Source organism: Rossellomorea sedimentorum (genome assembly GCF_046237645.1).
Classification (GTDB): domain Bacteria; phylum Bacillota; class Bacilli; order Bacillales; family Bacillaceae_B; genus Rossellomorea; species Rossellomorea sedimentorum.
Genome location: NZ_CP143546.1, coordinates 3,425,001 through 3,440,277 on the forward strand (window position 1 = coordinate 3,425,001; position 15,277 = coordinate 3,440,277).

Genomic DNA, 15,277 nt, shown 5'->3' on the forward strand with positions numbered 1-15,277 from the left:
CCTTCCGATACGGCTACCTTGTTACGACTTCACCCCAATCATCTGTCCCACCTTAGGCGGCTGGCTCCAAAAGGTTACCTCACCGACTTCGGGTGTTACAAACTCTCGTGGTGTGACGGGCGGTGTGTACAAGGCCCGGGAACGTATTCACCGCGGCATGCTGATCCGCGATTACTAGCGATTCCAGCTTCATGCAGGCGAGTTGCAGCCTGCAATCCGAACTGAGAACGGTTTTATGGGATTTGCTAAACCTCGCGGTCTTGCTGCCCTTTGTACCGTCCATTGTAGCACGTGTGTAGCCCAGGTCATAAGGGGCATGATGATTTGACGTCATCCCCACCTTCCTCCGGTTTGTCACCGGCAGTCATCTTAGAGTGCCCAACTGAATGCTGGCAACTAAGATCAAGGGTTGCGCTCGTTGCGGGACTTAACCCAACATCTCACGACACGAGCTGACGACAACCATGCACCACCTGTCACTCTGTCCCCCGAAGGGGAAAGCCCTATCTCTAGGGTTGTCAGAGGATGTCAAGACCTGGTAAGGTTCTTCGCGTTGCTTCGAATTAAACCACATGCTCCACCGCTTGTGCGGGCCCCCGTCAATTCCTTTGAGTTTCAGTCTTGCGACCGTACTCCCCAGGCGGAGTGCTTAATGCGTTAGCTGCAGCACTAAAGGGCGGAAACCCTCTAACACTTAGCACTCATCGTTTACGGCGTGGACTACCAGGGTATCTAATCCTGTTTGCTCCCCACGCTTTCGCGCCTCAGCGTCAGTTACAGACCAGAAAGTCGCCTTCGCCACTGGTGTTCCTCCACATATCTACGCATTTCACCGCTACACGTGGAATTCCACTTTCCTCTTCTGTACTCAAGTCCCCCAGTTTCCAATGACCCTCCACGGTTGAGCCGTGGGCTTTCACATCAGACTTAAGAGACCGCCTGCGCGCGCTTTACGCCCAATAATTCCGGACAACGCTTGCCACCTACGTATTACCGCGGCTGCTGGCACGTAGTTAGCCGTGGCTTTCTGGTTAGGTACCGTCAAGGTGCCGCCCTATTCGAACGGCACTTGTTCTTCCCTAACAACAGAGCTTTACGATCCGAAAACCTTCATCACTCACGCGGCGTTGCTCCGTCAGACTTTCGTCCATTGCGGAAGATTCCCTACTGCTGCCTCCCGTAGGAGTCTGGGCCGTGTCTCAGTCCCAGTGTGGCCGATCACCCTCTCAGGTCGGCTACGCATCGTCGCCTTGGTGAGCCGTTACCTCACCAACTAGCTAATGCGCCGCGGGTCCATCTGTAAGTGGTAGCAAAAGCCACCTTTCCACTTTTCCTCATGCGAGGAAAAGAACTATCCGGTATTAGCCCCGGTTTCCCGGAGTTATCCCAGTCTTACAGGCAGGTTACCCACGTGTTACTCACCCGTCCGCCGCTGACTTCAGGGAGCAAGCTCCCATCAGTCCGCTCGACTTGCATGTATTAGGCACGCCGCCAGCGTTCGTCCTGAGCCAGGATCAAACTCTCCGATAGAAGTTTGACTTGCTCATTTGCTAATTATAGTGTTAGCAACTACATAAGAGCTGTGCTCTTATTAGAATTAACGTTGACGTTTTTTGTCTTGTTTTGTTCAGTTTTCAAGGTTCAATTTTCGTTCGCTGTGTTTCAAAAGCGACTTTATTATCTTATCACTTCTTCATCTGAGTGTCAAACACTTTTTAAAAAAGTTTTCGTTCGAAGTGATGTGTTGTTGTGTCGTTTGCAGCGACGAATAATAATATATCATGATAATATTTTTAACGCAATACCTTTTTACAAATTTATTTTAAAAGGTTGTATTCGTATAGATTGTGGCTATTGGAAAAATCCAAAGGGCCGGATCTTCCCCTCGGGTCCGATCGGGTCCGAGGGCCTATCTGACTGAAAAGGGTGTTTAGCTCTTTTCTTTCTTGTTTAACAGGGTGATTTCTGTAAATTATGGCTATATTCCTTGAACTTCATATTAAATAGCAACATGGTTTTAGAAAAGAGCCTTTAAAAAACATAATTCTTTCTTTCCGGCATATATTTGATAACAAATCAATAATGGAGAGGAGAACTTCAATTACATGCTAGTAAAAGCAGCACTTATTCTATCATTTATCATGGCTATCTACTTATTCTCTTTTTCTTTTGTCCATGCTATCAAGATCAGCGAGTCTGATACAGAGGTAAGGGGCGGGACATTTATCTTTTCTGTCATCATGGCGTTCATTTTCTCAGGACTTACTTATGTTTTTATACAATAATAGAACTAGGAGGAAGGACGATACTTTTCCTCCCTCCTATTTTACTTTTGCATGAATACTATTCCTTTACCATTTCTGGTAGTCTTCCTTCAATAAAGAAGATAGTGATGCATCTACAAACTTTCCTTTTTCAAAAAACCGCTTCCGTTGTGTTCCTTCATATATAAACCCACACTTTTCAAGAGCTTTTCTTGATCGATCATTCTCCGGGTCATAAAAAGCCTCAATTCGGTTGACCCCCATATCATTGAACGCAAATTTGAAGATTGCCTCCAACGCTTCATTCATTAACCCTTTCCCCCAGTAGCCCGGATTCAGTTCATAGCCTGTTTCTACTTTATAATGTTCTTTTTCAATTGCATGAAATCCACAAGTTCCTATTAATGTTCCGTCTCCCTTCAGAGTGACAGCCCATCTGATTTGGTTTTGAGCCCTGAAACCGGAAGTGAGTTTTTCAATAAGAGTTTCCGCCTGTGAAATCTCTGTGAATGTCTCCAGGTCATAATATTCTGTGACTCGATCATCTGAAAAATTTTCATATAGAGCACCCGAATCCTTCATAGTAATTTCTCTCAAGATCAATCTGTCTGTTTCTAACACAGGGAAAACTTTAAAAGCATTTTCCATTTTACCTATCCTCCCTTCACTTGTAAGGCTGTTAATTTCCTGATCTTCCGTTCTTCTTTGACAAACCAAAATATCCCAAGTAGTATAATTCCACCGCCAACCACTTGAGACATGATCACCGTTTCTCCCAATAAGAAATATGCCAGTACCGAGGCACCGATCGGTTCGAATAGGATGGCCATCGATATGGTAGAGGTACTCAGCCATTTAAGAGACCAGTTGAACAGGGTGTGGCCAAGTAATGTTGGTATGATGGCAAGCAGTATGAAGTATATCCATTCTTCCCCGGGATAAGGCCCAAGCTTTTCACCCTTTATCAGCACATAGACGAATAAGACAATCGTACTCATAAGGTACACGATAAATGTATAGGTAATCAGTGACAGGCGCTTTCTGACGTTCTGGCCAAAAAGTAAGTAAGCGGTAACGAGCGCACAGGCCACCAACGCCAAAAAATCTCCCCATAACGCCATGCCGCTTATGCGGAAATCCCCCCAGCTGATGATAACACTTCCACTGATAGCCAACGCAGCTGAAAGTAAAGCTGCCTTGCTGAATCTTTCTTTAAAGAACAGATATGTTCCTAAAAATGCAAACAATGGCTGCAACGTCACAAGGACTGTGGAGCTCGCCACTGATGTGTAATTTAACGATTCAAACCAAAGGATAAAATGAAAAGCCAGAAAGAAACCCGCTGCTAGAGTGTACCACCAGTCTTTAGCCGTAATTTTCTTCATCTCTCTTCTGTACTTTACCAGGAAAACGGGAGACATCAGTAATAGGGTGAATAGCAGCCTGTAAAAAGCGATCACCCCTGCATCCGCACTGGATACCTTGACCAAAATGGCAGATGTCGATACTGAGATCACCCCGATGACTAGAATGAAATATGGATTCATGCGATATTCCTGCATCTTCGTGACCTCCTATGAATAGGTTCCTCAGGAACTATATTGATTTTTCTTTCAGCGGATTCTATTTCTACACCATTTACCCGAAGTCCTTCATCATCCACAAAAAAACGACCCATCGCAGGTCGATTTTTCAACTCCTCTTATTAACATTAGCTGATTTAACGAACTCCAGCTCCTGTAGTTTTTCAAGCACTTCTGCCACGTGAACCGGACGCTTTGTCGATACTGAGAGGGTATATATTAATAAAGGGCCTTCTTTCGTATTGTCTTCTTCAACATTATACTGGGTGATTTCTATATCTTTAGTGGATACCACATCATTGATTTTGCTGATATGTCCTTCTCCTTTATGAATGCACAGCGTAAATAGCATGTTGTCTTTTCTATCAATTTTCTTTTTATATAATTTCTCGAACCGGTTTAGGAAGAATAAAGTTGTTACAATAATAATGGTCGCCAACACTGCTTCATAGTACATCCCGATTCCGACCACAATTCCCAGACCAGCCACCACCCAAATGCTCGCTGCGGTTGTCAGGCCCTTTACCGTTATACCACCTTGGACCAAAATGGTACCTGCCCCAAGGAATCCAATACCGGAAATCACGTAGGAAGGAATCCTGCTTGGGTCGAAGCCTCGTAAATCACTATGTTCCTTAAGATACTCTTCGAACCCAAAAATGGAAACCAGCATCAGCATACACGATCCGACACCCACAACTATATGGGTTCTTAATCCCGCCGGATGGTTCTTGGCTTCTCTTTCTATACCTATAAGTCCACTTAAGAGAACAATTACACTCAATCTTATAGTAGAAGTGATCATTTCTTCCGTAAAAAATGACATCGGTTCTCCCACCTCTCCCTAATTCAATCTTGATTAAACATCTTTTTACATTTTTTCATATTATTTAACCTGTAACTGCGCGGGTTAAACAACTATACTCCGGGGCCTTTTCGAAACACAATCGGTCGCAAGCAGGGGGTACAGAAGGTCCGCACCGCACCTGCCATTTCTAAGATAATTGACAAGTCCTTTTTTATTTATATGCAGTATTCTTTACATCATTAAGATTATCGTAAATATCTTTCCTTCATTTGCACCAAGGGAGGGGCGTATTCACTCCAAAAGCGGCAGCAGGACAACCAACTTTTACAGGTGGAGCACCCTATAACTTTCCACTTTATATAGATAAGTTATCACGATCAGTTCCTTCCCCTGACGATAGAGCTCGGTTTCTGGATTTTTTTCTGTTTTAAACCTTGTTACGTGAAATGATCATCGAACCGCTTTGCTCTCCGTGATTCCTTTTTCTCATTCAAGAGCCCTAAAATCTGTACGTCGCTGAATGGCCGCTTCCGCTTTTTAATTCACCGCCCGCCCCGCCGAGTCGCGCACCTGAAGCGGAAATCAACTACCTCATCCAAATAGCAACAATAGATACGAATAGAGCTATACTAAGAGAATAAAAGCTTTACAAATATATTTTTTTGATAAATATTGGAAAAAACATTTCTTTAACATATTTTTGTGCCTTTATGGGCTGAAAGGCTTTATGCATGGGGGTTTCGAGGAAGGGGACCATCCTAAACGGGCCCCTTCCCCGGCTCTTGACGAAATGCCAGAACGGTGATAGGATTATCTTAATTGTTTTTGTTCGGTAACGCTGATAGATTCGTCTTGATAGATTATTCAGAGCAAGAATGGTAATACATTGTGGCACAAGCCACGCAGGAGGAAATATATATGTTACAAGGTAAAGTTAAATGGTTCAACGCAGAAAAAGGTTTCGGTTTCATCGAAGTTGAAGGTCAAGAAGATGTATTCGTTCACTTCTCTGCTATCCAAGGCGAAGGTTTCAAAACTCTAGAAGAAGGTCAAACAGTTTCTTTCGAAATCGAAGAAGGCGCTCGCGGACCTCAAGCTGCTAACGTAACTAAGTAATTAGTGAATTAGCTAAAAAAGAACTCCCATCAAGGGAGTTCTTTTTTTATTCTGCATGAACAAGCTGAGTATATACAACAAGCCGCTCCTCATATTCATGTTCTTCTCTATTAAAATCCCCTGAACAAGTGATCAGGTTCAACCGGGAATCAGAATGGTAGCCGAATATTCGTTCAAGCGGAGCCTCATCCGTATAGTAGGACTCTACTCCCAGCACTTCAAAAGTAAGGACTTCTCCACTCTTTCCTGAAATCTCCACTTTATCGCCTTTTTGTAATTTTTTTATATGATAAAACGCTCCCGGCTTGCCTTTACCATCAAGATGGCCGGCCAGAACAGCATTTCCCTGTGCTCCCGGCTTTACTCCGGGCTGGAACCAGCCTGCTTCATTGATGTTATCAGGAACTTCCATCTCACCATTCTCTAGGATACCCACACCGGCAATCTCAGCTTCCATTCCAATTGACGGAATCGTGATTTTTTCAGGAATCACCTCTATCGTCTTACTATGAGCGCTTACTGGTGGATCGTAATCAAGATTTGTTTCAGCAAATGAAGGAACTTCAACAGTTGGTGAAGGAGTTAACTCAACATCACTTTCGCGGGGGGCTGCACTTGTATTGACACCAATAGTAGAAATAAGGAGAATCCAGTATAGAAGTATGGTTCTTTTAAGCCATGTATTCATTTTTTCTCCTCCTATGTAAATAGAAGAGAAGGGGGCGCCCCTCCTCTTCCACTTCTATTACTCTGCTGCAGTTTTACGTCTGAATAATACTAGTCCTGCGAACAGTACACCTGGAAGTGCCCAAAGAATCCAAGTGTTATTGGACGTTTCACTCATGCCGCCCATACCAGTGTTCGGCATATCAGGCATACCGGCGAATTTTTCCGGGAACTGGCTTACAAATGCTGCACTGAATAGTTTAGCAGGTGTAAACATATGACCGTAACCTTCTCTCGCAGTATCCCATGCAGCTGCATAGTCTTCAGCAACATAGCTGTCGAAAGTACCAGTCAACTGATTTACGTGTGTTTGAAGTCCAGCTGCAAGAGTTTCAGCTTTCACACGATCTTCTGTTGCAACACTAATGAACTTAGAGAAATCCTCACGATACTCGTCCAACTCTTTTAAAGCTTCTTCTTTAGCTGCTTCGTCATTTGCACCAGTAGCTTTCACATAGTCAACAAAGTAAGAGATATGGTTACTCCACGTTTCTTTGAACTGGGCTGCCGCTTCGTCACCATAAACTGATCCGATTGCAGCAGAAAGTTGATCCGTGTTTTTAGATAATACTTTTACATTTGCTTCAAATTCTGGTGCTCCATCGATTCCATTTTGCATAGCCTGTTGAGCGAGTGCAAAGTGTTCGGAAAGAAGAAAGTTCAAGTCAGAACGAAGATTTGCAGGATTAGTTACAGCTTTCGTATCATTGAATTTTTCCGGGAACTGGTTAACAATTGCACTTGATAGAGCCTTGCTTGTCATATACAAGTGTTCCATTGCATCGCTTTGTGTCATGTAAGCTTTTTCAAAGTTTTCTGCCCTGTACGCTTCAAAGCCGGAAATCAGCTGGTCGATGTGTGTTTGCAGGCCTGATGCCAGCACATCAGCTGGAACTTCCCCATTTGTAGCTTCAGCAATGAACTTTGAAAAGTCCTGTTTGTACATATTCAATTCTTCTAAAGCAGCTTGTTTTCCTGCTTCATCATTATTAACGGAAGCTTTTACATAATCGACAAAATATCCGATATGATTGCTCCAAAATTCATTGAACTGTTCTCCTGCTGCTTCACCATAAACACTACTGATGGCTGCAGTAAGATCTTCTGTATTACCGCTCAATGCTTCCGCCACTTGAGCGTAATCTTTGTCTCCATTTGCTGCTTTTCTCATGGAAGTCATCGCAAGGTATGCGTGTTCTGAGAAAAGTCTGTCCAGGTCTGTTCTTAACTCTACTGCAGGAGTTTCCACCGTCGGCATTTCTGAGTGATTATCCGCTGACGCTAATCCAGGAACTAATAGGGACAAACTTAATGGTACTGCAACTAAAGCTTTTTTAAAATTCATCTTCTACCTCCAAAGTTTTTTCTCCCTTGTAGAAATTATGTAACATTCTTGTAAGGAAGTTGTTCAGTTTTATGTTACATAGGGACTATTCCACTGAACTAACGACCTAAACATACAGAATGTCCTGGGAGAAAAGGTTCAACAGAAGATAAAGGCAGAAAACCCTTATGCTTGTAAGCATGAAAAATTCCTGAATTTTTTAAATTTTTTTGTATTCTTGTATTGAGGCAATGGTTTGCTTTACGAAAAATGAAGGTAAGTATATAATGAAGGTATCATCATAAAATAAAAAGAGAGCCCTGACGCAATCAGGACTCCCTTACAGCCAATACCTGCATGGAGATGCAGCGGCTCAACTAAAGCTAAACAGACGAAGTAATCATCACTTACCTTTGGCCGGGGATGGGATGGTTACTTCTTTTTTTCGGTTACCGCGATAATCGCGACAACAAGCGTTCCAAATGCAATCATAATTTGAAGGACATCTGCAATCGCAACCATTAGCGTATCACCTCCCTTCCTCGGGAGTATGAGCCGCTGCCCCATCCTGTATTGAGCTGTACCTCTATTATATCATCAGGGAACCTTTCTTTATCTCAGTATAAAGTACCCCTTTGAATTTTTGGACGGGCAAATGGGCCTATCCGGTTAAAAATATCCCGCTTGTCTCTCATCCAATGGAAGTAGCCAACTCAAAGTTTGCCAACAAAAAATCCATCACTATGCTCGTTGAGATGGTTTTCCCCCTGCAGGAGACAGGACTGCATGATCTTTTACAAAAGCTGTTTTCGCATAGGTTCTTGCTTACGGAAAAATCCCAAGTGCCGGATTTTCCCCTCGGGTACAAAGGCTTATCTAACTGAACAAGGTGAATAGCTCTTTTCTTTCTTGATTACCAGGATAATTTCTTTAGATTATCACTTTATCTCATGAACTTTATAGTAAATAGCAACAAAGTTTTAGAAAAGAGCCTTTACAAATTAAAGCAGAGGCAACTATTGCGCCTCCGCTTTCCACCTCTATATTTTCTTCAATTCGTTTGCCAGGAATTCGACATCTGTTCCAACTACTATTTGAATGTCTCTTTGGTTCAGTTTAATGACTCCTTTTGCACCGAGCCCCTTCAATTCCACTTCATTTGCCAACCCCGTGTCATTTACAATTAAACGGAGCCTCGTAACGCAGTTATCGATCGCGACAACGTTGCCCTTGCCCCCTAATGCATTCATGTATTTGCCGGCAAGTTCTTTGTAATCTCCTCCTGCAGCAACGCTTTGGGAGAACTCCCCTTCTACCTCATCTTCTCTGCCCGGTGTCTTTAAGTTGAATTTAATGATCATAAAGTAGAAAATCACAAAGTACAGAAGACCGTACACAAGGCCAAGTATCAGGAGTACAAGCGGTTTTTGCGCAATATTATAATTTAAAATATAGTCGATCACCCCCGCAGAGAAGCCGAATCCGTGGTGAATATCGAGAATGTACGTCAGCGACATGGCCGCTCCTGTCAATACAGCATGGGCTAGATACAGAACAGGTGATAAGAACATAAATAGGAATTCAATCGGCTCAGTGATCCCTGTTAAGAATGAGGTAAAAGCAATTCCAATCATCGCACCGCTGATCAGCTTCCGTCTTTCCTTCTTGGCTGCAGCAATCATGGCAAATGCGGCAGCAGGCAAGCCGAACATCATGACAGGGAAGAAACCTGTCATAAAGATCCCCGCATCAGTATCTTTCGCAAAGAATCGAGTTAAATCACCTTTCACAACTTCACCGGCTGCATTCGTAAATTCTCCAAATTCAAACCATACCAATGTATTCAGTATATGATGAAGACCAAGTGGTATCAAAAGCCGGTTCAAGAAACCAAATACCCCTACGCCCAATGCCCCTGCTCCTACAATCCACTCTCCCACTCCGTTGATGCCTTCCTGAATAGGCGGCCATACATAGCCGAACACACCGGCCAGCAAAATCATGACAAGAGACGTAATAATCGGCACAAAACGCCGTCCGCCAAAGAAGCCCAGATAATCAGGGAGCTTTTTATCGTGATAACGGTTATATAACAGCCCTGCAATGACCCCTGAGAGTATCCCTCCAAGAACCCCCATATTGATACCTTCACTTATTGCCTTCGTTCCTTCTCCTAACACAAGAAACCCGATGGCCCCTGCCAGACCGGCAGCACCATTGCCATCCTTTGAGATTCCGATCGCGACTCCAATCGCAAACAACAATGCAAGATGATCAAAGATCGCCTTCCCGGCAGCTGAAATAAAAGCAATGTCCAATAAGTCCGGCTGACCAATTCTTAATAATAATGCCGCGGCGGGAAGAACAGCAATCGGAAGCATTAATGCTTTACCAATTCGTTGCAGAAATCCCAACATCCCTATCCCTTCTTTCTTTCGTTTTGTAAACGCTTGCATAAAGGCCCGTACTCTAAATTATGACAAGTGTGCGTCTCGATAGAACAACCTGGAAAAAATAAAAGCACTTCCTTTTTAGGGGAAGCGCTCGATTAAAATAATATTTAGTGTTTTGGTTACTCTGTTTTAAGGGCAATGTATTACTATAAGTATAAAAAGAAGGAGCACTCAATCTCCTGCAGCCTTCTATTGTTCTACTTCTTCTTAAATACTTTTTCAGAAGCCCCTTTTAGAATTCCCGAAGCAGTATCGACTGTTTTTTCCACAGCCTTGTTACCGGTGTTGGATACCCCTTTTACAAAATCGGTGGATGTATCCGAAACTTTGCCTACCAGCCCGCCTTTTCCGCTAATCGATTTCACGATTCCATTTGCAGTATCAGCAGTCTGGTTAACCAGATCACTCGCCTGTTTAGAAGTGTTCTTCAATAAATCTTTTGGAGTGTTGGAGTTTTTGTCAGTCATATTCTGGTTCCTCCTTTGTTTTTAGAATACACCACTATACCTATGATTAAAATCAAACAATATGAATGTTAAAATCTATTGAAGCACATCCAGAACGACAGGGAAGTGTTGCTGTCCAAATTTCCTTCAAGGATGTGAGGGGCAAAAAATCAGGATGGTGATTTCTGTGTTCCTCCGTATCACACAGGACCCTAGTATTTAATACGGTAAGTATCTCAGTTTACGATTCCAGGGCTATCAGCCTTGCGGGACACACCATCCCCCTAACATCCATGTTTTTTTGTCGGGTACTAACAAGTTCTGCCGACGGAAATCCAGGCAGCATTACCATTAATTTTTCATTGTGACTAATAGAATTTCTCTTTAAAAGTTGCTATATTTAGTGAATAGAGAAAGCAGCGAAAGGGTGTGTTGAAATGGAAAACACTAACGAAACGAATGAAAACATCGTTTATTACAAGGATGAACCTGATGAAGTCAGCGGCAGATGTGAATGTGGAAACAAACTGTTTAAATCGACTGTGAAAGATGGAATGTTTTACAGAAAGTGCAGGGAATGCGGAAAAACAAAAATAGTATAAAAAGAAAGCAGCCTTCCCGTAAAACAGGAAGGCTACACTTGTATGTCCTTTTTCTTTTCGGCATATTGTCCATAAAGAAACTTTGCCCCTAAAGTCAAAAGGCCCATGGCTGCATATAAAAGAAATAAAACCAGGAAGCCCCATAAACCAATAACAGCATCTGCAAACTCCATATTTCCCCGATTTGTGATGGCCTGCTGAATTTCAATGGCAAACACCAATACGAACATGAAGGTCATAGAATAGATAAACGAAATCATTGTAATTCCAAAGGGCAGCTTTGAAAGCCACTTTGTTATGAAGAAAACAACAAAAAAAGCGCCGATCCCAATGAAACCCATAATCCAAAAGTGCAAGTCTTTATCTGTAAGGCGCAAGCCTAAAATGTCATTTGACAACACAATCAATAAATCATGCAGTTGATTCACTACTTCTGCCAGCGCCTTAATGCCTTCTTTCATTTCCGCTCACTCATTTCCATATTAAATAAAAAATGTATTTTTTCATTATATCAATATAGAAAGTTGAGGGATATATCATTTTATAAAATAGCTTCTTTGTTATATTATTTTCCCACCAGGTTCGCGACTCCGCATGGCTGGCGGTGAGCGCCATCTAGAAACAGTCCTTCAGATTCAAAGCTCCCTCCAGTCACCGGCTTTTCATCATAAAAGTACTGACTGCATGCCAGCGATTCAAGCAGGCATTTTCTAAAAATAATGAGTTATTTCCATAAAGGCGGATGACATCCTTAATTTCTTCAGGCAGATACTTCTCGTTTTGATTATTAGAAAGAGGAGGGTAACCCGACCCTCTCTGCAGGTAATCCGAACTCGCGACTCTGTACCATCTTTCATCTTCAAGCGGTTGTTCCCCAATCGTAATAGAGAGGACTTTGCCGCCGTCATGTTCTATACGGACACCGGAAACATGAAGCTTTCCGACGAATCTCCCTCTGAATCCCGGTCCTTTCCCATCAGCAAGGCATACTTGGGCATCGAGTGACTGCTCGATGGCCTCACGTAAGTATTTTCCCTGTATTTCAAAGGAAGTTGGATTTAATGGCGAGGGACAAATTTCAATAAGCTTTTTATTGGATAAATAATCAAAAGCTCCTGCATTTACGATGCCGCTGTTAATTAAGCCGATTTCACAATCCAGCATGTCCCTTAACCCATCCGCAATCAGATTACTGATGGGGTTCTCTTCGACTACATCATGCCAAAGAGGCTGCTGCAGTCGGTACAGCGGCTGACTGAGAATGGAAATTGCTTTTTCTTTATTTCGTTTCAGGATGGAGACCACTTCCTGGTCTTCAGGTTCGGCTTCAGTCGACAGTGTATCGGAATGAAGAAGTTTCACTCCCTCTGGTGTTACCTCAATTTCAATTCTGCCGACATACTCTCCATAACATCCAGCACTATTCATAATAGTGCCTTTTATGATTTCAGCCTGGGGGTATAGCTGGTGATCATGAGCTGAAATGATGATATCGATCCCTTCCACTTCCTCTGCGAGATCCTTATCAGCAAATGTTCCGACATGATTTAGGACAATACATAAATCATACTTGCCTTTATGGCGATGCATTTCTTCTATTAGCGCTTTCTTAAACGAACTGATATGTACACCGAGACCGTCATTAAAATCCCCTAAATCCGGGGAAGAGCCTGTAATGAAGATCCGCAGTCCATTTCTTTCAATGATGGCGGAGGACACTACCCCTTCTATCGGTGTCTTCCCTTTCTTCAGGAGGTTATTACTGATAAATGGCACTTTGCTGCTGGCTGCCATATATTCCAGTGTATCCACACCATTAAATGTTTCATTATTACCTATTGTCAGGGCATCATATCCTACTGACTCCAGCAACTCAATTGCCGCTGCCCCTCTTGTTCCCTGAAGTTCAATACTCTTAAAATCGGCAAAATCTCCGCCATCCAATAGTAAGGTATGTTTGTCCTTTAACTTTCTTATTAAGGATGCTGCTTTTCCAAACTGTTTAAAATGACTGTGAAGGTCATTTGTATGAAGTATTTGTAATTTCATATTCCACCTCTATTTCAGAATTAACACCTACTCCATTATTATTCGAAACATACCACCATTCTCCTTTAACTGTATCAAAATTCCGAATAATTTCATTACATTTTTTTCATAATTTTTTGTTTAAAATTACAAAAAGTAGGCTATAATACCTATGAATGGAGATGTTTAACATGACCAAAGATATTGAAACCCTTATCTTCATTAAAGAACTGGGCAGATTATTTGAAGACTACAAAAGATGTCCAGACAAAAACATAAAAGCTTTAATAGAGGATGAAATTCAATTATTAACAGAGATCATCAACCCAGTATAATTTTTTATAAATGATGGCCTTGCTTTTTTTAAGCAGGGCCGTTTTCTTGTTTGTTCAGATGGGCAAACCTTTACTTTCAACCTTTCTGACGGCCTCCAGGACGGTCGGCTATTTTCGCTTACATAAACTCATATAAGACCAATGAAGTACTGGCCGGCGTCAGTCTTATTGCATAAATGTACTGGGCAGGTATAATTTGTTTTTTAACATCGGTAAATAAGATATAATACCAGTAGTTATTATCATAGCTGTGGAAGTTGGAGGATAGTGAAGATGACGAATGAACTTCAAGCAATAGGTAACATGATACTTGAGAAGAAACATGTGATTGCCAGGGAAGTACATAGAGATAGACTGGACGGGGTGGAAAGACCTGAGGCCATACTGCGTAACTTCGAAGAGCTGGAGCCAAAAGTCCTTGAAATTCGTGCTGAATTTATAAGCTTGTTTGGTAATGCTTTGATAAACCATCACGACAAGCAAAAAGCAATTGATGAAATTGAAAATTGGGGCCGGGAAAATGGGGAGCTTATTTTTTCATTAGGTGTACCATTAGATGAAGCCCTGAAAGATACCAGCTTTTATAGAAAATATATTTGGCAGTCGATTAAAGAAACGGCAAAAGAGATGGCTGTTTCAACTGATACTATTTTTGAAATTATCGCCATAATCGATCCATTATTGGATAAGGCTGTCTATTATTTCAGTCTCACATATGTTACTAATTTTCAGAGATCACTTGAAAATGCCCATACTGCTTTTCTCGAATTATCCGTACCGGTTGTTCCCCTCGGCCCGGAAATCGGTATTTTGCCATTAATCGGAAACATTGATACTGAAAGAGCCAGACTCTTGATGGAAGAGACATTAAGACATGCTGAAAAATTAAAATTAAACCATTTGGTCATAGACTTATCAGGGGTTTTGACTGTCGATACCATGGTGGCGGATCAATTATTCAAAGTCATTGATGCCCTTTCATTAATCGGTGTGAAGACCATCATTACCGGCATCCGCCCGGAGGTATCCCATACGATGGTTTCTCTCGGAGTAAACCTCAATCATCTGACTGTCAAAGGTACTCTGCATCAAGCTTTAAAAGAACTTAATTTTTATACTGTTTCTTAAGTTTCCCGCGAACACAACCATTGTGTTCGCTTTTTATGTAGGAGAAAATTACTCTTCCTTCCTTGACTACTTAGCAAACTTATCATATACCGTTTTGAGATATTCACCTTTTTGGTCATAATAGACTTCTTTGGTATAGTACCAGTACGTATCACTGTCACTGTACAATTTGATATAGCCTGATGACGTATACCTTGTTTTGACATATACCCAAGTGTGCCCTTCGCCATCAGCTGGAACATATAATGGACTCGCTGAAGTATCCTCTGCTTCAACTCTAGTTTCACTCTCCGATTGATCAGCCGTAACCACCACGCCTCCCAGAAATCCCGCTGCTATTCCCGCGCCTATGATACCTAGAATGATCCTTTTTGCTGTCTTCATATCCTTCCCCCCTATTGTTTATTTTTCTATCAAAGTCCCAGTCTATTATCTTGATTATATAGTTCTATTCTCTCATAAAT

At 42.2% G+C, this 15,277-nt stretch carries 16 protein-coding genes and 1 rRNA gene (1 of these 17 running past the window's edge); 5 read left to right on the forward strand and 12 right to left on the reverse strand.

Annotated elements, in window-relative coordinates; translation table 11 throughout:
• A 16S ribosomal RNA gene (locus V1502_RS16850) occupies positions 1-1,530 on the reverse strand (it extends 21 nt beyond the left edge of the window).
• Between the two features lie 575 nt (positions 1,531-2,105).
• Between V1502_RS16850 and V1502_RS16855 the strand changes: the two genes are divergently transcribed.
• The gene (locus V1502_RS16855) at positions 2,106-2,285 is read left to right on the forward strand and encodes a hypothetical protein (protein ID WP_409251761.1); all 180 of its coding nucleotides are present in this window, start codon (positions 2,106-2,108) and stop codon (positions 2,283-2,285) included.
• Positions 2,286-2,351: 66 nt separating this feature from the next.
• Here the strand turns inward: V1502_RS16855 and V1502_RS16860 are convergent, their stop codons facing one another.
• The 3 genes from V1502_RS16860 to V1502_RS16870 all read right to left on the reverse strand — a co-directional run bounded on the left by V1502_RS16860 (position 2,352) and on the right by V1502_RS16870 (position 4,673).
• The gene (locus V1502_RS16860) at positions 2,352-2,912 is read right to left on the reverse strand and encodes a GNAT family N-acetyltransferase (protein ID WP_409251762.1); all 561 of its coding nucleotides are present in this window, start codon (positions 2,910-2,912) and stop codon (positions 2,352-2,354) included.
• A 5-nt stretch (positions 2,913-2,917) separates the two neighbouring features.
• Positions 2,918-3,826, reverse strand: coding sequence for a DMT family transporter (locus V1502_RS16865; RefSeq protein ID WP_409251763.1), 909 nt, complete (start codon positions 3,824-3,826; stop codon positions 2,918-2,920).
• 130 nt (positions 3,827-3,956) lie between these two features.
• Positions 3,957-4,673 (reverse strand): MgtC/SapB family protein, encoded by a 717-nt coding sequence (locus V1502_RS16870; protein WP_409251764.1) that lies wholly within the window; start codon positions 4,671-4,673, stop codon positions 3,957-3,959.
• A 900-nt stretch (positions 4,674-5,573) separates the two neighbouring features.
• On the opposite strand from V1502_RS16870, the gene V1502_RS16875 reads away from it, so the two are divergent.
• Positions 5,574-5,771 carry a cold-shock protein gene (locus V1502_RS16875; RefSeq protein ID WP_409251765.1) on the forward strand — a complete coding sequence of 66 codons (198 nt, stop codon included), beginning with the start codon at positions 5,574-5,576 and terminating at the stop codon, positions 5,769-5,771.
• Positions 5,772-5,817: 46 nt separating this feature from the next.
• Here V1502_RS16875 and V1502_RS16880 read toward each other — a convergent pair whose 3' ends face one another.
• The 5 genes from V1502_RS16880 to V1502_RS16900 form a co-directional block, all read right to left on the reverse strand.
• Positions 5,818-6,459: a class F sortase gene (locus V1502_RS16880; protein WP_409251766.1), complete on the reverse strand. Its 642-nt coding sequence runs from the start codon at positions 6,457-6,459 to the stop codon at positions 5,818-5,820.
• Between the two features lie 57 nt (positions 6,460-6,516).
• Positions 6,517-7,842, reverse strand: a complete 1,326-nt coding sequence (locus V1502_RS16885; protein WP_409251767.1) for a copper amine oxidase — start codon at positions 7,840-7,842, stop codon at positions 6,517-6,519.
• Between the two features lie 411 nt (positions 7,843-8,253).
• Positions 8,254-8,343, reverse strand: coding sequence for a putative holin-like toxin (locus V1502_RS16890; RefSeq protein WP_409251768.1), 90 nt, complete (start codon positions 8,341-8,343; stop codon positions 8,254-8,256).
• Between the two features lie 518 nt (positions 8,344-8,861).
• Positions 8,862-10,238: an N-acetylglucosamine-specific PTS transporter subunit IIBC gene (gene nagE / locus V1502_RS16895; protein WP_409251769.1), complete on the reverse strand. Its 1,377-nt coding sequence runs from the start codon at positions 10,236-10,238 to the stop codon at positions 8,862-8,864.
• Between the two features lie 233 nt (positions 10,239-10,471).
• Positions 10,472-10,741: a hypothetical protein gene (locus V1502_RS16900; RefSeq protein ID WP_409251770.1), complete on the reverse strand. Its 270-nt coding sequence runs from the start codon at positions 10,739-10,741 to the stop codon at positions 10,472-10,474.
• A gap of 416 nt (positions 10,742-11,157) precedes the next feature.
• Between V1502_RS16900 and V1502_RS16905 the strand changes: the two genes are divergently transcribed.
• On the forward strand, positions 11,158-11,322 hold the full coding sequence (locus tag V1502_RS16905) for a hypothetical protein (RefSeq protein WP_409251771.1): 165 nt from the start codon (positions 11,158-11,160) through the stop codon (positions 11,320-11,322).
• Between the two features lie 32 nt (positions 11,323-11,354).
• Here V1502_RS16905 and V1502_RS16910 read toward each other — a convergent pair whose 3' ends face one another.
• Both V1502_RS16910 and V1502_RS16915 read right to left on the reverse strand, forming a co-directional pair.
• Positions 11,355-11,783 (reverse strand): hypothetical protein, encoded by a 429-nt coding sequence (locus tag V1502_RS16910; RefSeq protein WP_409251772.1) that lies wholly within the window; start codon positions 11,781-11,783, stop codon positions 11,355-11,357.
• Between the two features lie 190 nt (positions 11,784-11,973).
• The gene (locus tag V1502_RS16915; RefSeq protein ID WP_409251773.1) at positions 11,974-13,371 is read right to left on the reverse strand and encodes a bifunctional metallophosphatase/5'-nucleotidase; all 1,398 of its coding nucleotides are present in this window, start codon (positions 13,369-13,371) and stop codon (positions 11,974-11,976) included.
• A 170-nt stretch (positions 13,372-13,541) separates the two neighbouring features.
• On the opposite strand from V1502_RS16915, the gene V1502_RS16920 reads away from it, so the two are divergent.
• Entirely contained in the window at positions 13,542-13,685 is a 144-nt protein-coding gene (locus V1502_RS16920; protein WP_409251774.1) for a hypothetical protein, read from the forward strand.
• 273 nt (positions 13,686-13,958) lie between these two features.
• Entirely contained in the window at positions 13,959-14,813 is an 855-nt protein-coding gene (locus tag V1502_RS16925) for an STAS domain-containing protein (RefSeq protein WP_409251775.1), read from the forward strand.
• A 66-nt stretch (positions 14,814-14,879) separates the two neighbouring features.
• Here V1502_RS16925 and V1502_RS16930 read toward each other — a convergent pair whose 3' ends face one another.
• A complete protein-coding gene (locus V1502_RS16930; RefSeq protein ID WP_409251776.1) occupies positions 14,880-15,197 on the reverse strand; it encodes a hypothetical protein in 318 nt (105 codons plus the stop codon).
• Positions 15,198-15,277: the final 80 nt, after the last annotated feature.